Source organism: Flavobacterium sp. B183, from assembly GCF_023539155.1.
Classification (GTDB): domain Bacteria; phylum Bacteroidota; class Bacteroidia; order Flavobacteriales; family Flavobacteriaceae; genus Flavobacterium; species Flavobacterium tructae.
This window is the reverse complement of record NZ_CP097434.1, coordinates 3,881,953-3,907,168: the sequence shown is the minus strand read 5'-3', so window position 1 is coordinate 3,907,168 and position 25,216 is coordinate 3,881,953. Positions and strand designations below refer to the sequence as shown.

The 25,216-nt window shown below is 33.0% G+C and carries 14 protein-coding genes and 2 pseudogenes; 11 read left to right on the top strand and 5 right to left on the bottom strand.

Translation table 11 applies throughout. The features are described from left to right. Nucleotides 1-305 precede the first annotated feature (305 nt). On the bottom strand, nt 306-1,361 hold the full coding sequence (locus M4I44_RS16475; protein ID WP_249965410.1) for a linear amide C-N hydrolase: 1,056 nt from the start codon (nt 1,359-1,361) through the stop codon (nt 306-308). Between the two features lie 749 nt (nt 1,362-2,110). Here M4I44_RS16475 and M4I44_RS16470 point away from each other — a divergent pair. Beyond that, nucleotides 2,111-2,794, top strand: a complete 684-nt coding sequence (locus M4I44_RS16470; RefSeq protein ID WP_249965409.1) for an SDR family NAD(P)-dependent oxidoreductase — start codon at nt 2,111-2,113, stop codon at nt 2,792-2,794. A gap of 9 nt (nt 2,795-2,803) precedes the next feature. Further along, nucleotides 2,804-4,218, top strand: a pseudogene (locus M4I44_RS16465) (SDR family oxidoreductase). Nucleotides 4,219-5,052: 834 nt separating this feature from the next. On the opposite strand, the pseudogene M4I44_RS16460 reads toward M4I44_RS16465, so the two are convergent. From M4I44_RS16460 to M4I44_RS16450, 3 genes and pseudogenes are all read right to left on the bottom strand, one after another. Continuing rightward, nucleotides 5,053-5,509, bottom strand: a pseudogene (locus M4I44_RS16460) (ferrochelatase); the annotation flags it as partial. 542 nt (nt 5,510-6,051) lie between these two features. Then, entirely contained in the window at nt 6,052-6,999 is a 948-nt protein-coding gene (locus M4I44_RS16455; RefSeq protein ID WP_249965408.1) for an MBL fold metallo-hydrolase, read from the bottom strand. Nucleotides 7,000-7,053: 54 nt separating this feature from the next. Continuing rightward, nucleotides 7,054-7,629, bottom strand: coding sequence for a Crp/Fnr family transcriptional regulator (locus tag M4I44_RS16450; RefSeq protein WP_249965407.1), 576 nt, complete (start codon nt 7,627-7,629; stop codon nt 7,054-7,056). A 469-nt stretch (nt 7,630-8,098) separates the two neighbouring features. Between M4I44_RS16450 and M4I44_RS16445 the strand changes: the two genes are divergently transcribed. Then, on the top strand, nt 8,099-9,196 hold the full coding sequence (locus M4I44_RS16445; protein WP_249965406.1) for an IS3 family transposase: 1,098 nt from the start codon (nt 8,099-8,101) through the stop codon (nt 9,194-9,196). Between the two features lie 37 nt (nt 9,197-9,233). Next, entirely contained in the window at nt 9,234-10,394 is a 1,161-nt protein-coding gene (locus tag M4I44_RS16440; protein ID WP_249965405.1) for an IS3 family transposase, read from the top strand. 765 nt (nt 10,395-11,159) lie between these two features. Here M4I44_RS16440 and M4I44_RS16435 read toward each other — a convergent pair. Then, on the bottom strand, nt 11,160-11,816 hold the full coding sequence (locus M4I44_RS16435) for a hypothetical protein (protein WP_249965404.1): 657 nt from the start codon (nt 11,814-11,816) through the stop codon (nt 11,160-11,162). Between the two features lie 312 nt (nt 11,817-12,128). Here M4I44_RS16435 and M4I44_RS16430 point away from each other — a divergent pair, with 312 nt between their 5' ends. The 7 genes from M4I44_RS16430 to M4I44_RS16400 all read left to right on the top strand — a co-directional run bounded on the left by M4I44_RS16430 (nt 12,129) and on the right by M4I44_RS16400 (nt 25,216). Next, entirely contained in the window at nt 12,129-13,793 is a 1,665-nt protein-coding gene (locus M4I44_RS16430; protein WP_249965403.1) for a T9SS type A sorting domain-containing protein, read from the top strand. Between the two features lie 56 nt (nt 13,794-13,849). Next, a complete protein-coding gene (locus M4I44_RS16425) occupies nt 13,850-18,436 on the top strand; it encodes a DUF5977 domain-containing protein (RefSeq protein WP_249965402.1) in 4,587 nt (1,528 codons plus the stop codon). A 45-nt stretch (nt 18,437-18,481) separates the two neighbouring features. After that, on the top strand, nt 18,482-22,186 hold the full coding sequence (locus tag M4I44_RS16420) for a DUF6443 domain-containing protein (protein ID WP_249965401.1): 3,705 nt from the start codon (nt 18,482-18,484) through the stop codon (nt 22,184-22,186). Nucleotides 22,187-22,662: 476 nt separating this feature from the next. Continuing rightward, a complete protein-coding gene (locus M4I44_RS16415) occupies nt 22,663-23,028 on the top strand; it encodes a hypothetical protein (RefSeq protein WP_249965400.1) in 366 nt (121 codons plus the stop codon). Between the two features lie 216 nt (nt 23,029-23,244). After that, the gene (locus tag M4I44_RS16410) at nt 23,245-24,354 is read left to right on the top strand and encodes an RHS repeat domain-containing protein (protein ID WP_249965399.1); all 1,110 of its coding nucleotides are present in this window, start codon (nt 23,245-23,247) and stop codon (nt 24,352-24,354) included. Continuing rightward, on the top strand, nt 24,351-24,893 hold the full coding sequence (locus tag M4I44_RS16405; protein WP_249965398.1) for a hypothetical protein: 543 nt from the start codon (nt 24,351-24,353) through the stop codon (nt 24,891-24,893). The genes M4I44_RS16410 and M4I44_RS16405 overlap by 4 nt, the downstream gene beginning before the upstream one ends. A gap of 59 nt (nt 24,894-24,952) precedes the next feature. Continuing rightward, nucleotides 24,953-25,216, top strand: a complete 264-nt coding sequence (locus M4I44_RS16400; RefSeq protein ID WP_249965397.1) for a hypothetical protein — start codon at nt 24,953-24,955, stop codon at nt 25,214-25,216.

Here is a 25,216-nt window from a genome sequence, read left to right as displayed (position 1 = left end):
TTATTAGATGACGTCTACAAAATGGCTTAGGTTTTAAAAGTTCTGAGTCAGTGATACGTAAATTGGGTGGAATTGAGTGTATATGCTAAGAAAGAATCAAATGATTCAACCAGATAAAACTATGTTTAAATCATTTTACAAATTAGCTTCTTTATTATGAAATTCCTTAAATTTCGGGTATGATTATTACAGAAGTAATAGAACACTATTTTACTGTTTACAATAAATTCCTTGGTATTAGAAATTTAGAGCAGTTCTTGAGATTTTTTTTTAAAATATTGCCAGAGCGAAGAATTCATTATCATTTATTCAAGACCTGCAAACTTAAAAGGTTCCATCACTTGGAAATTTTTTAGCGATTCACCGGAGTAATTCTCATTGTTTTCTAAAGAAAGTTTTTTAGTTTTTGCTTTTTCACTGAAATCAATTTTGCTGAACTCTAACCAAATAACATTGGGATTAAGAACATTATCAAAATAATAAATGAGATTTTTTTGATCGGCAACAGTTCGCCATCTTGTTGATGAAATATTTGGTTCAGTTGGAGAAGAAATACCAAAAGGAACTGAACAATTTCGAATAACTCCAAAAACACTTGCAATAGCTACTCTTGTATTATCAGTTTTAGGTATTGCATCAATGTAATAGGATGCTCTGGTAAACCTGTCGGCCGCTCTATTTGTTCCCGGTAGCATAACAGTTCCAGGAATTCCTTTCCAATAGGCATTTATAGCTAACTGCTCCTCAAAAATAGGAGAGTTGGTCATTACGTTAAATTTTTTATCGTGATGTATAATTAGTTTTCCATTAATAAATTCTAAAATTGCATTGTCTCCAGTGGAATCAGAGATCGATAAATGAACTGTAGCAAAAATGTCAGTTCCGGGAATATGTGATGAAACAACTACAAAATCATTTTTTTCAAATGAGTTTACAACTTCTGAAACTGTAGCAAAGTTATCTAATGTATACTGTAACCATAGAGATACAGCTAATCCTTTTTTAGTTCCATTTTTCTCAAAACTAGGAAAACTTGATTCGGCGAGCCACAAAAGATTAGCCACCAAACCTTTTTCATTCATACCGTCTGATGATGCAATATCCCATGAACTGGTGATTACACTTCCATATTTGGATTTCCATTTTACTGAATTGTTTCCTGCTTCTCCAATACGCTCTATTCCTCGAGGAAAAATCCATAAATTGGCAGGAATGTCGCTCTTCCAGTCCATGGAACGTGCTGTAATAACCATATTATTTAATCCTTTATAAACAACTCGGGTACATGCCGTTGCTTTTTCTTGATAAATAAGTGCAATTGTAAAAAAAAGAACTGTTATTATTTTGTTTTTTTTTCTCATAATACATTTTTTTATTCAGTATATAATTTATGGTAGTACTTTTTTGTAAGTGCGGTCGTGTCTATATATTCTTAAATGAAAGAATTTTATTTAAGAATAAAGATACAAATAAAATCAATTGCGATTTTAAAAATTATAGGTGGGTAAGTATTATTTTGTCGCATCTGCAAACAACTTTTATCTTTAGAATTTTAAATCCATCAAAAAATGAATACTGAGGGCCATTGTTATCTAAAATCCATAATTTTTCTTGTAATATATTTAAATTAAGATTTACACTTAATTACCGTGATGTTTAACAAATACTGAAGATTAGAGTAGTGATGGAGCATCATGCAACAATTCGATGCCGGGTTTATAAATTTAGTCCATTTAGTGAAACGCAAATAAAGAAACGAAAGAAAGCAATTAGGAAAAGTTGTAGATCGGATGAAACCTATATCAAAGAAAAAGGTATTTGATGTAGGTTTCAAAACCCTTTTACTTCAAATTCCGATAAATCAAATTAAAATTTAACAGTATCAAATAGAGTTTGGTCTTCTCAAGCTGTTTTATGAATTACAGGTAAATTCTTATTATAAATTTTTGATATAATTACTTTCAAGTTTATTTTTGAGAAGTCGCACCTTAAAATTTAGTTTAAGAATTATTTGTGTTTAACTTTTGTTACAAATCATTAAACATTTTGTAATTTTATTGTATTCACTAATAACACTATTTATAAAGCATTAAACTAAAATTATTTAATTATGAAAAAAATTGTAATTGTTGGTGGAAGTAAAGGTATTGGCAATGCTGTTTTAAATCAACAGTTGCAAAACAATATAGTTTATAATCTAAGCCGTACTATTCCGGATATTAAGCATCCCAATCTTTTTCATTTTTCTGTAGATGTTCTTCAGGACAATCTTCCAGAATTAGATAATATTGATTCTTTGATTTATTGCCCGGGATCGATAAACCTAAAACCGATTCATAGCTTGAGTATTGAGGATTTTAAAAATGATTTTGAAATTAATGTTATTGGAGCGGTAAAGGTTATTCAAAAGTATCTGCCTGTTATAAAGAAAGGAGTAGAACCATCTATTCTCTTATTTAGTACAGTTGCTGTGAAGCTGGGAATGCCTTTTCATGTCAGTACAGCAACATCTAAATCAGCAATTGAAGGATTGGTAAAATCTCTTGGTGCAGAGTTGGCAGGTATAATAAGGGTTAATGCTATTGCACCAACAATAACTGAAACTTCCCTTTCAGCATCGATTTTAAGAAATGAGAGAATGAAGGAAAACATGAAAGAACGACATCCTATGAAAAATTATCTTCAAACAAACGAAGTTGCTCAAATGGTAAATTTTTTGATTTCTGAAAATGCAAAATCAATATCGGGACAAATTATTTCTATGGACTATGGATTAATAAGTTTTAAATTATAACAGATAATCATGAGAATTCTACTAACAGGTGTAACAGGATATATTGGGAAACGACTTTTACCATTACTCATAAAAAATGGACATACGGTAATTTGCTGTGTTCGGGATAAAAGGAGGTTTTATTATCCTGAATTTTTGCGGCAAAATATTGAAGTTATTGAAGTTGATTTTCTTGATGCCGGAAGTTTGGTAAATATTCCTAATAACATTGATGCGGCCTATTATTTAATACATTCCATGTCTGATACTGCGGAAAATTACGATGAAAAGGAAAGTGATTGTGCCCTTAATTTTAGAGAAGTACTTGTACATACAAAGGCAAAACAAATTATCTACCTTAGTGGTATTGTTAACCAGGCATCTCTGTCTAAACATTTGTCGTCCCGAAAAGCCGTTGAGGACATCTTAAGAGGAGGGGGATTCCGACTACTACTTTAAGGGCTGGAATAATTGTAGGTTCTGGAAGCGCTTCTTTTGAAATAATACGTGATCTGGTCGATAAACTACCTGTGATGATTACTCCTAAATGGCTTAATACCAGATGTCAGCCAATAGCAGTTGCAGATGTGCTAGATTTTTTAATTAAGTCGTTGCTGAATCCTCGGACCTATAGTCAAAGTTTCGATATTGGTGGTACTGATGTACTTACCTACAAGGATATGTTACTGGAATTTGCAAAGGCAAAAAATATGAAACGATACATTTTTACAATTCCTGTTATGACTCCAAAGCTGTCTTCATACTGGCTTTATTTTGTAACGTCAACATCATATAAGTTGGCTTCATCTTTAGTAAATAGTATGAAGGTAGAGGTTGTTTGTAGTGATAACAGAATTAATTCACTTTTAGAGGTAAAACCCATTTCTTACGAATTGGCATTACAGCTGGCATTACAAAAAATTAAGGAAGATGACATTATATCGAGCTGGAAAGATTCACTTGTCAGTAGTCGATTTAGAGGAAACCTGAATCAATATGTTAAGGTTCCCAAAAAGAATTGTTATATTGATAGAAGAAAAAGAGAAATTTTAAACCGCGAACTTACAATTGAAAAAATTTGGGCGATAGGTGGAGAAACAGGGTGGTATTATGGAGACTGGTTATGGAGTTTGCGCGGATTTATAGATAAGCTTTTTGGAGGTGTAGGAGCAAGAAGGGGAAGAACCCATAAAAAGGCATTATTTCCTGGGGATGCTCTCGATTTTTGGCGTGTAGTATATGCTGATAAAAAGAAGGGGAAGTTAGTTTTATATGCCGAAATGAAACTGCCAGGTGAAGCCTGGCTGGAATTTAAGGTTATTAACGATACTTTGTATCAGGCGGCAACCTTTAAACCTAATGGTTTGCTTGGTAGATTGTATTGGTATTCTATACTTCCTTTTCATGGATTTATTTTTAAAGGGATGATTGATAAACTAATTTAGAAACTATAGTTGTATTTTAAACTATTTTAATTATTAACTAAATTTATGATAGCGTTAACCGAATGGCAATAGTTTTGCAAAATTTGCAGAAATTTATGCAATTGAAAATGTAGGGCAGCAATGGTTTAAGCCATGGGCTATCTATAGTTAGAAAATCCCATACTAGACAGTATATGATTTTTTGTTTAAATTGAAATCTTCCAAATTTAAATTTGCTTTAGGGGACAAAACTATAGTAAATATAATTAAATTATAGGGAAGAAATAATTGAATACATATCTGCTTTCTTTAATCGCTTATGATTATCGAACAATCTATAAAAATAAAATAAATTCTTGCCTTTCTGTTATTCGAATCACAATAGAAAAGAGTTTGATACTAATGAGACGAAGAATTATGCGTTACGATTCTGTTACAAAATTTGAAATAATATATTTAAATTAGTGTTCTCTTTTTTAGCGGAAAAGGTATCAATTTCACTAAGTTATCGTTTTAATGTTCTTGCCATTTTTGGTTCATATAATAAAATGAATCTTTGTGATTTGTTTGTAAGTTAAATAAATTGCCACGAAAAAGAAGCTATATATTATAACTAAAGTCTTCTGTTTACAATGTTTGCATTATTTTAATTAGGAAATATTGATTTAAATTTATTTAATTTGTCACCAATTATAATCAATTATTGAACAATAGGCATTGGTAACAAACGAAAATAATATCTGCGAACGTTACATAAAGAAAATATTTGATGAGCATTATCGATCACTAGTTCTATTTGCAAATCGTTTTTTGAGTATAGATGAATGCGAAGATTTAGTTCAGGACATTTTTGTAAGTAAAAGCCATCTGCGTAAATTTCTTTTTACGTATTTCTTCTGCTTTATTAAGAATAGTCAGGGTGGAAGCCATTGCATATTGCGGATACAAAGGAAATAACACCACATTTTTAACACCTTTATCATTTAATTCCTGAAGTCCTTTCTCGATTGACATAGTGCCGTAACGCATGGCAGGAGAAACAGGAATATTCACCGAGCCTTGGACTTTTTTTTTGCAATCTTTTAGAAAGAACTACTAAGGGAGAGCCTTCCTTCCACCAGATTTTTGTGTATGCATGTGCCGACTCTTTGGGGCTTTTTCTTAAAATTATACCTCGCACCAAAAGGGCTCTAAGTAGATAAGGTACATCAATTACATATTTATCCATTAAAAATTCATCCAAATAAGGTTTAACATCTTTTGCGGTTGGACTTTCGGAGGACCCCAGATTTACCAGTAATACACCTTTCATTACTTTTTTATTTTTAGCTATAAATATTTTTAATCTTCGAAAATAATTTAGTATTAACAGTTCTAGATGCACTCATTGAATAAAAAGTCATGATATAGCTACAAAGATTTCCACAGAAAAAATTGTTTTCAAGTAGATAAAAGTTTTTTCTTAACAAATAGATGTGAGTACTTATCGGTTATTGAACTGTAAATTCATTAGTCAGTTTCCAAATTATTAAACGATTTAAAGATAATAATTTGTTTAATGTAATTTAATTAATGTTAAACAAAATAATGCATTTTCGACTTGAAACCAATAAAGTAATATGTAATTTAATCAAAAACAGACATTGAAATTAGCCAAAGAACAGACTCCTTTGCTGTACAAATGGCGTCAGGATTACCAAGAATTTGGAACAGGAAGCTTTCCTGAGAAAGAAAAATTAAAGCTTAGCTATGTTTGAATTGTTTTTGTAAAATTGTATGAACATTTGTTAGCGGTTCGTTCTTTTTTATATTTGATTTCATCATCAAATGCATTATTGGATTCTAACTCAACAATTAGTATTGAAATTCAGGAAAATGTTTTAATGTTTTTTGGATTTCAAAGTCGTGCGCAGGTATAACGACTAAATTTGTATCCAATTTCATTAAGCTATGAATTTTTATAATAGTTGTATCTAGTTTATTTTTATTGTAGTCAACTAATTTACTTGGTATTCTATTTTTGGATGATGGTCTTTTAAAACCTTCAATAGCCCAAGTTACATCACCTGTAAAAAAGTATCTTTTTTGCCCATTGATGAACATTCCTATTGAACCAAGCGTATGCCCAGGAAGTTTTACAAAAATCACACTTCCATCGCCAAAAAAATCGCAAGATTCTTCAAAAAACTCGTATTTATTTTTTTCAAAATTAAGAAATTTCCATTTTGTTGATTTGTTGTTATATTGAGATTTTATGAATGCTGGCGAAAAGGCTTTGTTTGATTGTGCAAATTTTAGTTCTTCTTCAGTAGTGTAAATATCCGAATTAGGAAAGTCATTAATCCCACTTGCATGGTCCCAATGTAAATGGGATAAAATAATTGTTCTTATTGAATTATTATTTAACCCATTTAATAATAATTGTTCTTTGACACTTTGTCCCTTTTTATATTTAAACATTAGTTTATGAAAAAACGACATTCCTTTATCAAATTGAATATTAATACTATCTCCAAGTCCTGTGTCAAATAAAAAATCGCCATCTGGGTGTTTGACCCAAACAGAAATATGTGCAATTTTATGGTTTTCAAACAAGCTGCCACCTTTAAATGCAAATGCTTTTTGCGTTTTCGCTGTTCCTGTTTCAATGATTGAAAACTGTACTTTATTATTTGTCCTTGTATTAAAAACCCTGTTTGTTTCTATTTTGGAAACCTCTAAAATACTATTACAAGAATTTATGGATAGAATTGATACAAAGACTAAAGCCATTACGATGAGAGAAAGTGTATTTTTTTTCATTTTGCTTTTTTTAGCAAAATTGCATTACATTTCACTGCTTGGCATTGATAAATGTCAAGAAATAGAAATTTCTTTTCGTACTCTGCTCAATGTTTCGGGAGTAATACCCAAATAACTTGCGATATGTAGTTGTGGAACTCTTTGGACAATTTTTTTTTCATATTTTTCAATAAAATATAGATACTTCTCTTTTGCTGATTTCGACTGTAAGTAAATCATCCTTTCTAATACACATAAATAGTTTTGTTCTGCTAAAATTTTCCCAAATTTTTCAAGTTTAGGATAGCTTTCGTATAGATTGTTTAGTTCTTCAAATGAAATTGAATACAATATACTTGATTCAAGAGCCTCTAAATATTGGATTGATGGTGTTTGTGTTATATAGCTAGAAAAGGAAGTTATAAACTGCCCGTCACAAGCAAAATAGGTATTTATTTCTTTACCCCCAGATATGAAATAAGTTCTCAATAAGCCAGATTTTACAAAATATAGTTTTGAAACTTTTTGGTTAATCTTTATAATTATGGTATTTGTTTTAATCTCTTCTACCTCCAATTTAGATTTAATTAAGTCAAACTCTTCATCAGTCAAATTCATAAATTGACTTAAACTTTGTCGAATATCATTCATTAAATTTATGTTTTTTATTATTTTTATATTTTCGTCTAATATGTGTCTAGCTAAACAATGACTACTAAAATGGTAGAGCTCAACAGTAGATTCTATTTTTGGTCTATCATTTTAGTTTGTAATTTCATAAGTAATTTTCAATTGTCAAATGTAGCAAATATGTAAAATTTAGACACGGGTTCTGTTGTATCTATTAATAACTATTATCTTCTGAGATAAATATGAGTTTTGAAGCAATGGATAGCAAAGGCAGATTTAAACATAAAGACTATAATTAAAAATGGGATACATGGTAAGTTATTATCAAATTTGTAGGAGGAAATATAGATAGGCTGCAAAAATCAATTTTTAAATTTAAAGAGGGGCTTTCTAATAAAAGATTGCGATATTTCAGTATATTAGTTTTTACTTTTTTTGCATCTCTATGTCATTATATTTCTTAAATTCATGTAAGATATAATTTTAAGATATGGGAAAGCTGAAAATTTATGACCGTAATTTGAGGGTAAATGCAGTTAAACTAGGCCTTGAAACAAATCTTTCTAAAGTTGCAAAAGAACTTGGCATAGCTCCGACCAATATCTATAGATGGCAAAAAGAACTTCAAAAATATGGGAAAGAAAGTTTTTGTGGGCCAGGTCGTTTTAGGAATCCTGAACAAAAAAGATTTTCCGAACTTAAAAGAACACTTAAACAAAAACTTAAAGAGACTCAGCTTGAAATTGAAATTTTTAAGAAATCAAGTAAATATATTTCTGAGGGAAAACCAATGATTTTTCATTTTATTGAAAACAATTTGAATACATATCCGCTTTGGAGAATGTGTAAAGTTTTAGGTATAAGAGATTATACATATTATAGGTGGAAGAATCATGTAATATCTCCAAGACAACATCAAACAATCTTATTAGAAGAAGAAATAACTTCTATATTTCATGAATATAAAGGGATATATGGTAATGTAAAGATTTCAGCAGAATTGCAAAGTCGGGGTTTCAAATTATCACGTGCTCAAGTTACTTTCTATATGAAAAAATTAGGCCTTACGAGCAAGGTTAGAAGAAGAGATAAAGCTACCTCTAGTAAATTTTATAATCCTTATGTTTTTCCCAATGTTCTCAATCGACAATTTAAAGCTGAAGAACCTTCTCAGGTTTGGGTTTCGGGTATAACCATTATAGAAACAGCGACTGGATTTTTGTTCCTAACAATTATTATAGATTTATTTGACAAAAAAATTATAGGATGGAGTTTGAGTAATGGATCAACAATAAAAGAAACTTCTATCCCTTCCTGGGAAATGGCCGTTCATAATCGAAAAATAAAGAAGGGGTTAATATTTCATTCTGATCGATCACCTCAATACGCCAATAAATTGTTTACTCATAAATTAAACTCTTATAAAGAGGTTAGACAAAGCATGAGCCGAACAAGGAATCATTTAGATAATATTATTCCTAAAAACTTTTTTACTTCTTTTAGATCTGAATTGATGGCTTCAAATATACTTCTGACTAAAAAACAAATAGAAGAAAAGATATTTGAACATGTTGAAAATAGGCATTAAAAAAGTCATCTTTTTATAAATAATTAAACTTCAGAATATGAGAAAATATGAACGTACTTTCAAAGAATATGCAGTAAAATTAAGTTATGGCAGAGGAAAGGGGCAAATTGAAAATCTTGAAAAAGAGCTGGGGACAACTCGAGGCTGTCTAAATAGATGGCGGAAAGACTTTAAAAAATTTGGAAAAGGAAGTTTTTGTGGAGGTGGCTACTTAAAATTAACTCCCGAACAAGCCTTAATTACTAACCTTGAAAAGAAACTCAAAGAATCACAGCATACATTGGAAATTTTAAAAAGTGGAAGTAAATACGTTTCTCAAGGAAAAGCAATGATTAAACAATTCATTGAAAACAATAAATCTAAATTCTCAATTTTAAAGATATGTACCGTGTTAGAAGTGTCGAGAAGTACATATTACTGGAGAAAAAAACATGAACCTACAAATACGAAAATTCGAGTAAATTTATTAAAAGAAGAAATTACAGCTATATTTTATGAATTTAAACATACGTATGGTTGCATAAAAATTACTAAAGAGCTTGAAAAGAGGGGATTTAAAATACACAGCTCGCGAGTATCACTATATATGAAAATGCTGGGCCTTCGAAGAAAAGTCAAAAGAAAATATAAGGTCACAACTGATTCAACTCATAATCATTATGTGTCTCCAAATGTATTAAATAGAGAATTTAGAGTTAATGAACCTTCTAAAGCTTGGGTTTCCGATATTACACACATACAAACAACGAATGGCTTTCTATACCTTACCATTGTTATGGATTTATTTGACAGGAAAATCATTGGATGGAGTTTAGGTGATCGATTGAGCACTAAACAAACTACCTTACCTGCTTGGGAAATGGCAATTAAAAACAGGAAAATTGCTAAAGACTTAATTTTCCATTCTGATAGAGGTGTTCAATATGCCAATAAAATTTTTACCAGTACGTTAGACTCCTATAAATGCGTTCGGCGTAGTATGAGTCGGAGACAAAGTCATTATGATAATGCCGTTTCTGAAAGTTTTTTCAATTCTTTTAAAGCTGAGTTAATTAATGGAAATAAACTCCTACCGAGGAACCAAATGAAAGTTAAAATATATGAATACATCGAAAATTGGTACAACAAAAAGAGAAGACATTCATTCTTAGGTTACAAGACGATCGAAGAGTTTGATGAAATTAATAATTTAATCTAAAAATTCCAGATTAATTATTCGTTAAGCGTTAAAGATCTCTTTCTTATTATTTTCAGTTTCATTAAATTGAGACAGAACTGAACTAGCAAGTTGCTTTGTAATTTGTAACCGTATAGATTTTAAATTCCAAAGTTCCCTTTTTTCTAGTTGTCTTTATAGTTTCAAATTTTTAAAGAGTTGAATATTGTTTTTTGTCTTTAGTAATGATGTATAAATTTGTATCTTACGTGTACTTCAAGATCATTTTATACTACCTAATAGTACAAAACTAATTTCGGGAGTGGAAATTAGCAAAGACATTTCGAATCTAATTCTTTGAAAATAATGATTCAAATTCCAATCTTTACTTTTTGATATTTAAGAATATTTAGGTTGTCCGGGTGTTTATGCCTTCTATTAGATATTGTAAAATTTTTCAATGTATTTAGAAATTGCGGATTCAGCTTAATGTTTGTTTCTAAAAGGATTTTGGTAAATCAGTTCTATTTTCAATGTCTTGAAGAAACTTTCTGCCACAATATTGTCTTTGCAGTTTAATATATTCGAACTTCGGCTTCTTAGAGCCTTATTTGGTTGGATTTCTAGTTTTCAAGAACATCATGTACCGTGATTTTGCCATGATGGATATTACAAAGTAAAGCAAGATTATAAATAATTTGCTGCTTTAACTTTTTCTGATAATATAGAAGGCAATTTTAATAGTGTGATTAAATGTTTATTATGCGTTTGAGCGGATTTAGCGAATTTGATCCCGTTCTATTTTGTTTATTTGATGGGTTCGGGGGTATATATTAGGATATATTTTGATGTGCTGGTTACGTAGTAACGTTCTGTATCACTTTTTTTTAAAACGAAGGAACCATCTTTGAGCTGTATGTCTTTTTTTCTTGCTGCTTTTTGATAATATTTAGCATCTGCGCTGGCGGCACATATTAAAAATATACCTGAGAAGACTGCAAAAAGATATTGAGCATGCTTTGTAAAAAATAGATAAGCTATTGTAATACATATAGAAATAATCGTTAGTATAATCGTCTGGGTATATTTAAAATGACTGACATTACATAAAATATATGTAAGAAGACAGACCAGCCCTGTTGTTACGAATTGAAGGCGAAATTTCCAAAAATGTAACGCTGTCGTGGAGAGTACTGCAGACAGCATTAAAACGGTAAGAGTATACCAGAGTACCGTTCCTTTATAATAAAGGATATAGTAAACGTCGTCAAAAGTGTAGCAAAACTCAAAATAATCGGTATTGAATTTTTCCAAGAGAATTCTCCAATAAGTAAAAGCAGAAAGAGGTAAGACAATGGCAAATGACGCTAACAGATTCGTAATCTCTGCTCTTTGTATTTCTGTACGACGCCGTTCAGATAATCTTTGTGCCTTTCTACTGAGTGACCACAGTTTTTTTTTCATTATTCTTTGAAGGTATTTCAATTTAGTGGAGGTATTCATTTATGCGGTATTGATTTTATGTTGATACTCTAAACCTGTACAATAAGCCTTTCTCAAAAGTACTTATGAAGCAAGTACAAATGTTTGCTTCATGCAATTATAATGATATAAATTCTGATAATTAGCTGAATGTTTATAGTAAGAATAAAATTAAGCGAATAAAAGGAATTTATACTTGTTTTATTTAAAACAAGGGATGAATGTGGAAACACGTAAGGATATTGGAATTCAGTACTATAGTTTTGCGCAAAAAAAAATGCAACCATAATGCTTATGAAAAAACGTTACCTGTTACTTTTTTTGACCTTCCCCTTCTTTATGCATTCTCAGGACATCCTTTGGGAGAAATCATATGGAGGGCAGCATGCCGATTATTTGTTTGACGCACAGCCCACAGCCGATTATGGCTTTATTCTGGCAGGCAGCTCTTTGTCTAATAAAACCGGAAATAAAGACGATGACAATCATGGGGATCTGGATTATTGGATCTGGAAAATGAGTGAAAAGGGAGAGCTGGTCTGGCAAAAAAGTATAGGCGGAAGCGGATTTGATTTGCTTCAGAGTATTAAAAACACAAAAGACGGAGGCTTCATTCTGGCAGGAACTTCAGATTCGGGGAGAGGTTTTCAAAAGAATGAAAAATGCAAAGGCCTTACTGATTTTTGGGTCATCAAATTAGATGCTTCGGGTAGCGAACAATGGCAAAGAACCATTGGCGGTAAAGGAAAAGACGAACTCTTATGTGCTTTTCAGACCAGAGACGGAGGATATATGTTAGGAGGCTCCTCAAGTTCCGATTATTCAGGGAATGCACTCGCTGCTATAAACGGAATGCCTAAACCCACCACAAAAGCAGATCAGTTTAATAAATTAGAGAAATGCCGTGGTAACATGGACTACTGGATTGTTAAACTGGACAAACAAGGAGATGTCGAATGGCAAAAGACCTATGGAGGAGCATATACCGATGTGCTGAGAAGCATGGAACAAACCACAGACAACGGCTATATTCTGGCAGGCTATTCTAATTCTCCTGTTTCAGGTGACAAAACTGAGAACAACAAAGGAGTCGGAGATTACTGGGTACTTAAAATAACAGATGCCGGTGAAATTCAATGGCAAAATACTTATGGAGCCGAAGGAGACGATCAGCCTTATGTCATTCATCAGACTGCCGATGGCGGTTATATTGTCGGAGGAAATTCTAACAGTAAAAATGCTCTGACCACTATGGGCGGTATTGTAGGGAATGGAACCGATTATTGGATCCTGAAACTCGATAAAGACGGAGGTGTTGTATGGAGTAAAACCTATGATTTCGGAAAAACAGACATCCTCACTTCTCTGGTAGAAAACAACGACCAAAGTTATCTCATAGGCGGTTATGCGCAAAGCGAAAGCAGGCGTCCTCGCGAAGGGATTGTGGCCAAAGCGCTTAACGCAGTCAGTAAAGAAAAAGAAGGCATCAACGATTACATCGCGATGAAAATTGACGATAAAGGAGAAGAAATCTGGAACAAAACTGTAGGCAGTGCCGGCGAAGATATCCTCAGGAAGTTAATCGAGACCAGAGACGGAGGGTATCTGATGGCAGGAACCTCAAATTCGGCTGCCTCAAGAGATAAAAACGGCAGTATGGGAGGTAATGATTTTTGGGTAGTAAAGCTCAAAGACAAAACCAAAGTGGAAAAAGTAAAATCCAGTATTGAGGCTATTCCTAATCCTGCTTCAAGCTATACCAACATCATCATTGGCTATGATTTTAAAGAAGGTACTGCCACTCTGATCGACATCACCGGACGTACTTTGCAGGAATTTGACATCAACAGCAGGACTGTACCGGTTAATCTCAGTGGTTATTCTGAAGGAATCTATATTATCAAAGTCAGAACAGATGTGAAAACAGAATCTGTAAAAGTGATTAAATCTATTCATTAAAAAACACAAGGAAATAATTTGTTTAACTGCCAGTGTCAGTTTAATAGTTTAAAATTATGAAGAAAGTAATAACCCGATTTTTGTTAATTTTTGTTTTTTGGAATGCGGCTTATAGCCAGCAAAGTACCTTAAATCCCGATTTGTTAACGTTTCCGGTTTCTCCTGAAGCGGCACGATTGGGAACCTTTGGAGAAATACCTGTAAATCTATTTTATGGAAGATTGCAAAAAAATATTGAACTTTTTACCGGTAGTGTAGGAGATTTTAACCTGCCAGTCCAGTTAAGTTATAATTATGGAGGAAACCGATTGGAAGAAACACCATCGATAATGGGATTGGGATGGCAATTAAGTCTGGGAGGCGTGGTGAGCAGAGAAGTGAGAGGGTTGCCGGATGAGCACCCACGAGGGATTAATAATGCAGCTGTCAAAAGTATAGTAAATAATTATTTGAATAATAACAATATTACACAACATGATGCTGAAAGTTTGGCTAAGGGATTTTATGATTCTGAAGTTGATAAATATAGTGTAAGTGTAAATGGAATCCATTTCTCTTTTAAAATTGGTATAGACGGAACTCCTGCTTTTTTATCCAAACATGATTATAAATTAGAAATCATTAGAAATATTGGTGACAATCAAATTATTGAAGGTTTTATTTTGACTGATACCAGTGCAAATCAGTATTTTTTTGAACAGAAAGAAATAAACGAGCCATATACAGGATATAATTCATTTTTTGAAGAAGGTTTTGCCAGTTATACGTCGAGCTGGCAGCTGTCAAAAATTGTGCTTAATAATCTAAAAGAGATTATTTTTACGTATGATGATAATAATTTTACGACTTATAGTTTTTATGCTAATGTAGAGAAAAGAATTACAAGTCCTCCTGCAAATGATGTGTACAATCAGGGATGTACCAGTGATATAATTAAAAGGAAAATTTTAAAATCAATTAGCTGCTCTAATTTTAAAGTCAGTTTGAGTTATAAAAAATTAAATAATTATGAAGTTTATGATAGGATAAGCATTTCGGATATGAATGATAAAATTGTTGATTCTTACAGTTTTAGTTATTCAGGAAGTAGGAATCTATTAGATATAATAACGAAAAATAATTTGTTTTTTTACGGTTTTGAGTATTATAATACAGCTTACTTACCGAATTTTATAAACTCTCGTTTCAGTTACCCGAACAATCAGGATGAATGGGGGTTTGCAAACGCGGCACATAATTTTTCTGCAGTGCATGTTTATGGATCATCCATCTATAATGCCGATAAGAGGCCGGATTTTACTTATACAGTAAGTGGCGCATTAAAAGTAGTAAAATATCCAACAGGAGGAACAACAGAAATAAAGTATGAACAAAATTTAAGCGGTGGAGGAGTTGAAAATCAACATAATCCAAATGTTAGAATTAATTTAAAGTTTAAATCTGATTTTTCTGCTGATGCTCCTGTAAGTAAAGAGAGTGTTTATACAAAAACTTTTAATACGGATGTAGTGGCGACTTTGAGCCATTATATAGGAAATGTAAATTTTATTGACATGATGATAAATAAAATTGCAGGTCCGTCATATCCGGGAAATAATTCAACGGCTTATTACTTGTTAGCCCCAAGTGCACGTGTTGGAGGACAGGAAATACCTAAAATATCTACCCAGTTAAATGAAATGTCACAAATAGACAGTAATTGTGCGAGTTTTAATAATTGTGCTGTAAGTCGGGATAGTGGTGGTAAATTTATAATTCCTGCCGGTACTTATGAATTTAAAATTCGAACAGATTACAACAGAACACAAGATTTAACTGCAGAAATTAAGTTAGATTTTTTTGATGTTGATGTCGCTCAGTATACGCAAGACATCCCTACGAAAGAAGTTGGCGGAATAAGAGTAAAAGAAACAACAGATTACCCTACAATAGGAGAAACAGTCACGAAAAAATATGATTATACGGATTTAAATAATTATCCGAGTGCAACACCTTTTAGTAATGGAGATTTACTTTATTCTATTTTTTCAAAAGAGACCTGTTGTGCTGATCGGGTTGGGCAAAACAATCCATTTGCATTTAAAATACCTGCATTTCCTAATGTTGAAACTATAAATTCGACAGCACATAATTTATTACTGCAAAATAATTCGCCATTAGGTTACCATTCAATTAAAGAATTTCCAATAAGAATTCAAAGTATTAAGGCCGAAAAATTTTTATGCAAAAACTGTACTGGAAATACGGCTGTTAATTGGGACAACACGGTAGTATATTCCTATTTAGGCGAAATTTACGGCAAGAAAAAAATAGTTTATCCAAAAGGTTACAAAATGACCCGATATTTTGTTCCCGGATTAAAATTTACAGACTATCCCTTTACGCCAATGGGCTCCGACTTATCTATTGGACTTGAAGAAGGTAAAACGATTTATGATAGTAATACACTTACTACAGATAATAAAAAACTTATTGACGAAACCAGTTTATATCTTAATGTAGAGAATCGGGAGGCTTTTTTACCGATAGTTAATAATCCTAACTATCCTAATAGTCTTAAAGTAGCTTTCAAGGTTAGACTTATTGATGGCTCACGTATAACATCACCCTGGACCCTGAATGATTTTTTCTATTTTAAGCCATATAAAGAATTTGATGTAGAAAAAATTACGGAAATAAAAACTGTTACCGAATATTATAATGATCGGCCTTTGGAGAGAAAAACAAAAATTGATTTTGATTCTCATTTCAGACAAAAAAAGGTAACAACAACTTATAATGACCAAAGCAGTACTAGTAGTGAGATGTTTTACCCATATGACTTTGCTGACAATGTTTCCAAGACTATGGTAAATAAAAATTTTGTTTCACCAATAGTGCAAATCATAAATAAGAAAGATGGAGAAATTATCGATGTGTATAGGTATGACTTTACGCCTGCCGCGAACAATTTATTTAAACCCTTGTCTTTTTCAAAAGGGATGAACAACAATCCTTTAGAAAAAAGAAAATATTATGGTTATGATTTTGATGGGAATGTGAATTTCATTGGATCAGTAACGACAGATAATCGAAGACCTGGTTTGATGACTACAGATGCTAATATTACTGTAGTATGGGGGTATAATAAAAGCCAGATCGTGGCCAAAATTGAAAGCGAGAGACCGGTTATTGTCCCTGCCAATTTAATTACTGCCATAGAAAATGCCTCTTCAACTACAGGTAATGAAGCCTCTTTAATAACAGCATTAAATGCATTGCGATATAATTCCGCAATGGGAAATAGTATGGTAACAACCTATACTTATATACCCTTAGTAGGAATAAGTACTATGACTGATCCAAAAGGATTGGTAACTTATTATGAGTATGATGAACTTAACAGATTAAAAGCTATTAAGGACAAGGATCGAAATGTTTTACAAGTGTATCGTTACAATTATAAAGGGCAGGTTATTTATGAAAACACAGCTCAAAACAGGGCATTTGTAAAAGAAGATTGCCCAGCTGGAGCTAGTAGTTCACCGATAGATTATACAGTAGCTGCTGGAGTATATACTTCAATCATTTCACAGGAAGATGCCAACGGAAAAGCAGTGGCAGATATAATTGCAAACGGACAGGCCAATGCCAATAGAAAAGGAGAGTGCATCTATAGAAGTATTGCCTTTAGTGGTTTATTCCAAAAAAGTAATTGTGCTCCCGGTGGTGTTGGATCTGATGAATTCTTTAGTCAGGTAGCTGGTGCCGAAACCTCAAAAGATTCACAGGCTGATGCTGATTCAAAAGGATTGGCTTTATTTAATGCAAATGGTAGGGCCAATGCCAATACAAAGGGGTATTGTACTTTTACCAATACTACAAAAAGTGGTTCGTTTACTAAAAATAATTGCGCGCCGGGTGGAGTAGGTTCAACGGAAGTCTATACCGTTCCTGCTGGGAGTTATTTCTCAAGAGAGTCGCAAGCGGCTGCAGATGATTTGGCGCAAAGAGATGTTAATAATAACGGTCTGGAAAATGCAAATACAAAGGGCTATTGTACTTTTTGGAATGCAGCGATTACTAGATCCTATACTAAGGATAATTGTCCTTCAGGTAGTATTGGGTCATCTTTAGATTATACAATACCGGCGAGAGAAGTTACATCGAGGGAGTCGCAATTTGATGCAGATGATCACGCAGCTAGAAAGTGTGATGTATGGGGGCGGATCAATGCCAATAATAAAGGGACTTGTCGTTTTTACAATACAGCCAAAAGCGGCATTTTTACAAAAAATAATTGTCCTGCGGGGCTATCGGGGGCACCTGTAACGTATACGGTTGCAGCCAATATTCATTGGTCGGAATCATCACAGGCTGAAGCTGATATGAAAGCCCAGGAGGATGTGGCAGCAAACGGACAGGATTATGCTAATGCAAACGGAGAATGTGGGTACTATAATACACTAGCAAAGGAAGATTTTACCCGAAACAATTGTGGAATTGGGTATATAGGATCAACTGAGACCTATATGGTTTTTCCTGGTGTATATTTTTCTACAATCAGTCAAAAGAATGCGAATCTTAAGGCATTTAATGATTTAAGACAAAATGGGCAGAATCACGCCAATACTGTTGGATCTTGTACTTATGATAATCGCTAATGTGAACCGCATGTAAACTTTTTTTTAATCAGAAACTACAACCTAATGAAAAAATATATAACATTAGTAATTTTATTGTTTTTTACAGTCACGGGTGCAAGAGCGCAGACTTTTAGTGATGATAACTTTATTTATACCCTGGCACCAAAGAAACCTGTTCAGACTGCAGGTCTAAATGCGCTGACCAAAGATGAAAAAAAACAAAACATCACTTATTTTGACGGACTCGGACGTCCGGTACAAACCATCGCCATTGGTCAGGGAGAAGGAGGAAAAGACATTATTACTCCCGTGGAGTATGATGTTTTTGGAAGACAAGTCAAAGAATATTTACCTTATGCTTCTCAGAACGGAGGTGATAATTATGCCCGAATAGATCCTGCAACTGCTATCAATGCGTTAACAGGTTTTTACGGTACCCAAACGTATGATAATACAGCCAATCCATTTTCGCTGAAAAAATTAGAAGCCTCTCCCTTAAACAGAGTGTTAAGACAAGCAGCTCCGGGAAATTCGTGGGCTATGGATAGCGGACACGAAATAAAAATGGATTATCAGACCAATATAGCCGATGAAGTAAGGTTGTTTACGGCCACTACAACCTGGGATGCTGGATTAGGATTGTTTAAAACTGTTTTTTCAGATGAGGGAAATTATGCAGCAAATCAGTTGTATAAAACCATAACTTATGATGAGAATACAGCAGCAAATCCAAGTGAATCATCAGGCTCTACAGTAGAGTTTAAAAACAAAGAAGGACAGGTCATCCTTAAAAGAACTTACAATTCAGGTGATAAACATGACACCTACTATGTTTATGACAGGTACGGAAATCTGAGTTATGTATTGCCGCCAAAAGTGCAAGGTGTGGTTAGCGTTGATGTTTTAAACGGTTTGTGTTACCAGTACAAATACGACCATCGCAATCGTTTGGTGGAGAAAAAACTACCCGGAAAACAATGGGAGTATATTGTTTATGACAAACTTGATCGTCCCGTGGCCACCGGACCTGCTTTTTCGCCTTTTAAAGACGAAACAACAGAGGGCTGGCTCATTACCAAATATGATGGTTTAGGAAGACCTGTTTATACCGGATGGAGCAGCACACCTCCTGGTTCAGCTAATAGAAAAACATTACAGGACCAACAGAATTCCGCCGCTGTTTTATTTGAAACCAGAGGTTCTGAAGGAACTATAGACGACAATATAGTGATATACTACAGCAATTCTATTGCTCCGATAAATTTTAAACTTTTAACCGTTACCTATTACGATGATTATGCTTTTCCTAATGCGGTGGTCAAACCTGCAACTATTGAAGACCAACCCGTTTTAGACAATATTAAGGGTTTGGTGACTGGAATCTGGACAAGAGCCCTGACTACCGCCTCAGAAACATTAGGAGAAACCACTACCACTTTTTATGATAGCAAAGCACGAGCCATAAGTACCCGAATCCAAAATCATCTTGGAGGATACACCAATATGGATAGTAAACTTGATTTTATTGGAAAGTCGCTCTATACGGTGACCAAACACAAACGTGCTTCGGGAGACGCAGAGCTAACAATAAAAGAAGAATTCACTTATTCGCCACAAGATCGTTTGCTAACGCACACCCACCAAATCAATGGCGGAACTGTTGAAGTTTTGGCGAACAATACTTATGATGATCTGGGACAATTGAGTGCAAAAGATGTAGGGAACAGTGCGGCAAATCCTCTACAGAAAGTACAGTATACCTACAACATCAGAGGCTGGCTCACCGAAATTAACAATATTAAAAATCTACAGCAAGATACAGACCCGTTGGATTTGTTTGCTTTTAATATTAATTATGACAAACAACCGGGCAATTCTCAAGTACAAGCCTTGTATAATGGAAATATCTCAGAAACCTACTGGAAAACCGGAACAGATCTTGCCAAGCGCTCTTATGGCTATCAGTACGATAATCTGAATCGTCTAACCAGTGCAATTTACAGTAAACCCAATGACGCCATTCCGGTTTCAGGAGCGTATAACGAAAGTTTAAGTTACGATAAAAACGGAAATATTAAGTCTTTGCAGCGCTATGGAGCCAGCGACGCGCCGACTATTGTTTTTCAAATCGATGATTTGACTTATGGTTATTTGGATCAAAACTCGAATCAACTCACTAAAGTAACTGATGGTCCTGCCGGAAATGATAACAAAGGCTTTAAAGATGCAAATAAAACGGGGGATGATTTTACGTACGATCTTAACGGCAATATGATTGCCGACAAAAACAAAAACATCACCACAATACAATACAACCAACTCAATTTACCCAAGAAAATTGTATTTGGAACAACGGGGTCAATTGAGTACATTTACAACGCCACGGGGCAAAAAGTGGAGAAAATTGTAAAAGAGACAAGCGGTATTACTCATACTGATTATCTGACAGGTTTTCAGTATAAGTATAGTGAGAGCCAGGGCGATCAGGGAGGTGGTAATGAAGGCGAAGGTGATCCTCCTGCACCGGATGATCCGGGGAACACAGATCCCCCTATTGATGGATACGATCCGGTTCCAAAAGATCCTCCGGCAGAGGCAAGTCGTTTTAGTGCCTTTGCAGCACAGTCGGTAAGTCAGGCTGTTCCATCAAGACCTACGTTGCAGTTTTTCCCTACGGCAGAAGGGTATTATGATGACATATATAAAAAGTATGTGTACCAATACAAAGATCATTTAGGGAATGTTAGGGTTAGTTATGCTAAAAATCCAGCAACCCAAGTTCTTGAAATTATTGAAGAGAATAATTATTATCCTTTTGGGTTGAAACACACGGGGTATAATGATTATGTGGCTAGTAGTAATAAGTATAAGTACAACGGAAAAGAACTGCAAGACGAGCTGGGACTTAACATGTACGACTATGGATGGAGAAATTACGACTCTGCTTTAGGACGTTGGGTAAACATTGATAATATGGCGGAAAAATTTATTTCACTATCACCATATCATTATGCAGGAAATAATCCTGTATTGTATTTAGATGTTGATGGTAATGAATTTACAGAAAGTGCTTGGAAATGGGTTAATAAATTAATTAAAGATATAAATTCTAGGCAAGAAAAAAATAATAGTGATATTACGGATTATAAAGCCAAAATTGCTGCAGGAGGGAGCGACAGACAAATAGCCAGATGGAATAAAAATATTAATTCCCTTACGGCTAATAATGCAGAATTAGAAACAACGAGAGGGGAAACAGCAACTTTAGCGGCTTCTAATCAAGTTTATGATGTTGTTAGCAATAGTGGAAACACGCAACAAGATGGATTAGGTAACTCTACAACAGTTAATCAAACAACATTTAATAGTGATAACAATAGAGTTCAACTAACTGTTTCATCTGGAACAGACTTAGGGCTTTTTTCCCATGAATTAAAACATATGTATCAATTTGAGACAGGAGAAACTTCGCTAGGATTAACTAAAAATAATGGAGCTGTTAATTTAAAAGGAAATAATCTTTTATTTTATGACTTATCAGATGAAGTTCAAGCCTATCAAAGAGGGGCATTGTTTGGACAAAGAGAAAATGTAAATTCTGTATCCGATATTTTAGAAAGGGGAGTATACAGTGATAAAATTCCATCGGGTCCAATTAATGCTATTAATTATCCTAATGCAGCAGGCATAAAGCAAGACCCACAATCAATTGCCAATAAATATAATGCAGCTTTTAGAATTGGAACGACAACATATAAACCACAATGATTATGAAAAAAATAATACTAGTTACAGCATTCTTGGTAATATTCACATCCTGCAGTAAAAATATCTTTGGAAAGTATAGTACCAGTTATTCAAAAGATAAAAGTTCATTTTTTCAAATAGTTTTGAAGTCCGACAGTACTGTGGAAAAGACAGAGATCCATACGATAAGTAATTCTGCGAGTGGTAAGTTTATTTTAAAAGATAAAAGGATAATTTGTTATTTAGATTCGACAAAATTTGGATTTCCGTCCGATACTTTGATTTTTAAAGTTTCAGGTAATAGGCTTTATCCTATTAGGAAAGGATATGTTAATACAAACTTTTATCTAAAAAAAGAGAATTGATTTTTTAATAATGTACAGATAATTAGTTGCTCATTAAGTTGGTCAAATCAGTAACAGAGTTTATAAAAGATTGAAAACAACTTGACACTTGCTTTTAAGGTTGGTAACAAACCATATTATAAAGAAATTAAAATGAAACTTATATTTTTAGTTTTTGGTTTATTTATTTGTTGTAAATCTGTAAAACCAACTACTTATTCTAGTAGTTGTATGCTCTATGGAACATCTGAAGTTAGTTTAAAGTTAAATTTGAATAAAAGTTTTATTTATAATTTTAAATATGCCGATAGAGCAATAATAGGAAAATGGAAAGTAAAATCTGATACTTTAATTTTGACTTGTGATCTTTGGACTGAATCTATAGATAGTTTAAGTCCAAAAATTAAAACTTCTGATATGTATGGGGTAGATAAATATTTAGTAAAAGGCAGTAAACTTTTTATTATAAATAGGGATGGACGAAGCAAGAATTGTTATTTAAAAAGTACGAATAGGTAATAATAGTCAGATTTTATAAACGTTAATCCAGACGTTTCACCTTTTCAAATATTAGGTAATGTTACTGATTAGGTATTTTTAGAATATAACCACGCAACGAATTGGGTAGTGTTTCAAAGTTAGTGATATGAAACTTTGAAATTATAACCAGATGATCCGGGAGATACAGATCCTCCTATTTATACTCCGGATCCTGTAAAAGATCCACCAGTTGAAGTGAATCGCTCGAGTCTGGCTGGAGGACAACAGTCAGGAGGAAGTCAGAATGTTGCATCACGACCAATCTTAATATTTTTCCCTACAGCAGAAGGATATTACGATGACATATATAAAAAGTATGTTTACCAGTATAAAGATCATTTAGGAAATGTTCGGGTTAGTTATGCTAAAAACCCGGTTACCCAAGTTCTTGAAATTATTGAAGAGAATAATTATTATCCTTTTGGTTTAAAACACACGAGGTATAATGATTATGTGGCTAGCAATAATAAGTATAAGTACAACGGAAAAGAACTTCAAGACGAGAGTATTGGAGGTAATCAGCTAAACCTGTATGACTATGGGGCACGTAATTATGACCCTGCGATTGGGAGTTGGTTAAACATTGATCCTAAAAGTGAAAAATATTTAAATTTAAGCCCTTATAATTATGTGGCTAACAATCCAATGATAAACATTGATCCAGATGGTAATGATATTATATATATTGTAAATAATGGTAACCAACAAAGACAGTTTAAATATCAAAAGGGTAGTTTTTATGAACAAGATAGAAGAGGAAAATATACGAGAAGATATGATCCAAGGCAAGAAAGTGTTAGCCCTTCAATGTATAAAGTTCTCAAAGCATACAGAAAAATTGAAAATTCTAATAATGAAACGTTAAAAAAAGTTCTTCACAAACTTGAAAATAGTTCACGAAAACATAATGTTTCTGATTGGGATGGTAAAACTATAACATCACGTAATAGCAAAGAAATTTTCGATCCTTCAAATCCAAATGCGCCTTCGGGGTCTTTTACAATGATAAATTTTTCCGAAGAAGAAAAAGATAGAGTCAAAGAAAAAGGGAGTACACGAGATACCGATTTTGATATTATTGTTCATGAAATGGCACATGCTTATGATAAAGATATTGGTAATACCGCTGATGATGAAAGCCCAAATTCAGCTACTGATCCTTCAGAAATTAGAGCTACATTCTTTGAGAATCTTGCTCGAATGATGGAGAAAAAAGAAAAGGCTACAATAAGAATTGAATATGGTGGCATTTTAATAGATCCAGAAAAACTTAAAAATCCACCTAATAATAAATTTAAACGATGAGAATAATAATTTATGTTTTAATATTTAGTTGTTTCTTTTCATGCAAAAAGAAACATGTAATTATAGACACTGATGATATTGATAAGTTATCAAAAGCAAAATATGAAATGCCGTCAGTTTATGGACAAACTAGTCTATTTATTTTAGTAAAAAATCAAGAAATAATAAAAACCAATGCCGATTTTTTAAATTATTTATATGAATTAAAATTTAAAAAGTCGTTTGGGTCTTTCAGAGATTTCTTAGATGCAGTTCTGAATCATAAAATTGAAATTACTAAAGAAGATTTTAAAAATATTTATTATGAATTTTTTGTCCTTAGTAAAAGTATAAAAAAAGAATATGAACAAGGTTTTGGTTCTTTTTATTTAAAATATACTAAGGATTTTAACAAAAAGAAAGTTTTGAATATTACTAAATTGAGCAAAGATGACTTTTTTACAATCCAATATTATTTCTATTTAAATGGTTATCAAATACAAGAAGATGATTATAATGGATACTACTATTTGGTCAGTAGAGATATATTACTTAAATAATCTCAGTTGGTAATCCTTTAGCATCAGAATTTAGATGTACTCAAATTGGAAGCTTTTGGATGTGGTTTAAAACATATGTTAAAGGAGGCACAATTGAAATTCAAATAGGTACATTAATAAATGAAGCTCCTTCAGCAGGAAGTGCCATAAAGCTTTTAAAAACAATGGAAGCTGAAGCTAAAGCCTCAGGAGCTACAAAATTAATAATTGAAGGAAAGGGAGTAGTTGAAACAAAATTATTAAATGCTCAAGCTTGGGAAAGATTAGGCTATACTATTGAGAGGATTGAACAACACTCTGTAAGAATTTATAAAAATTTGTAA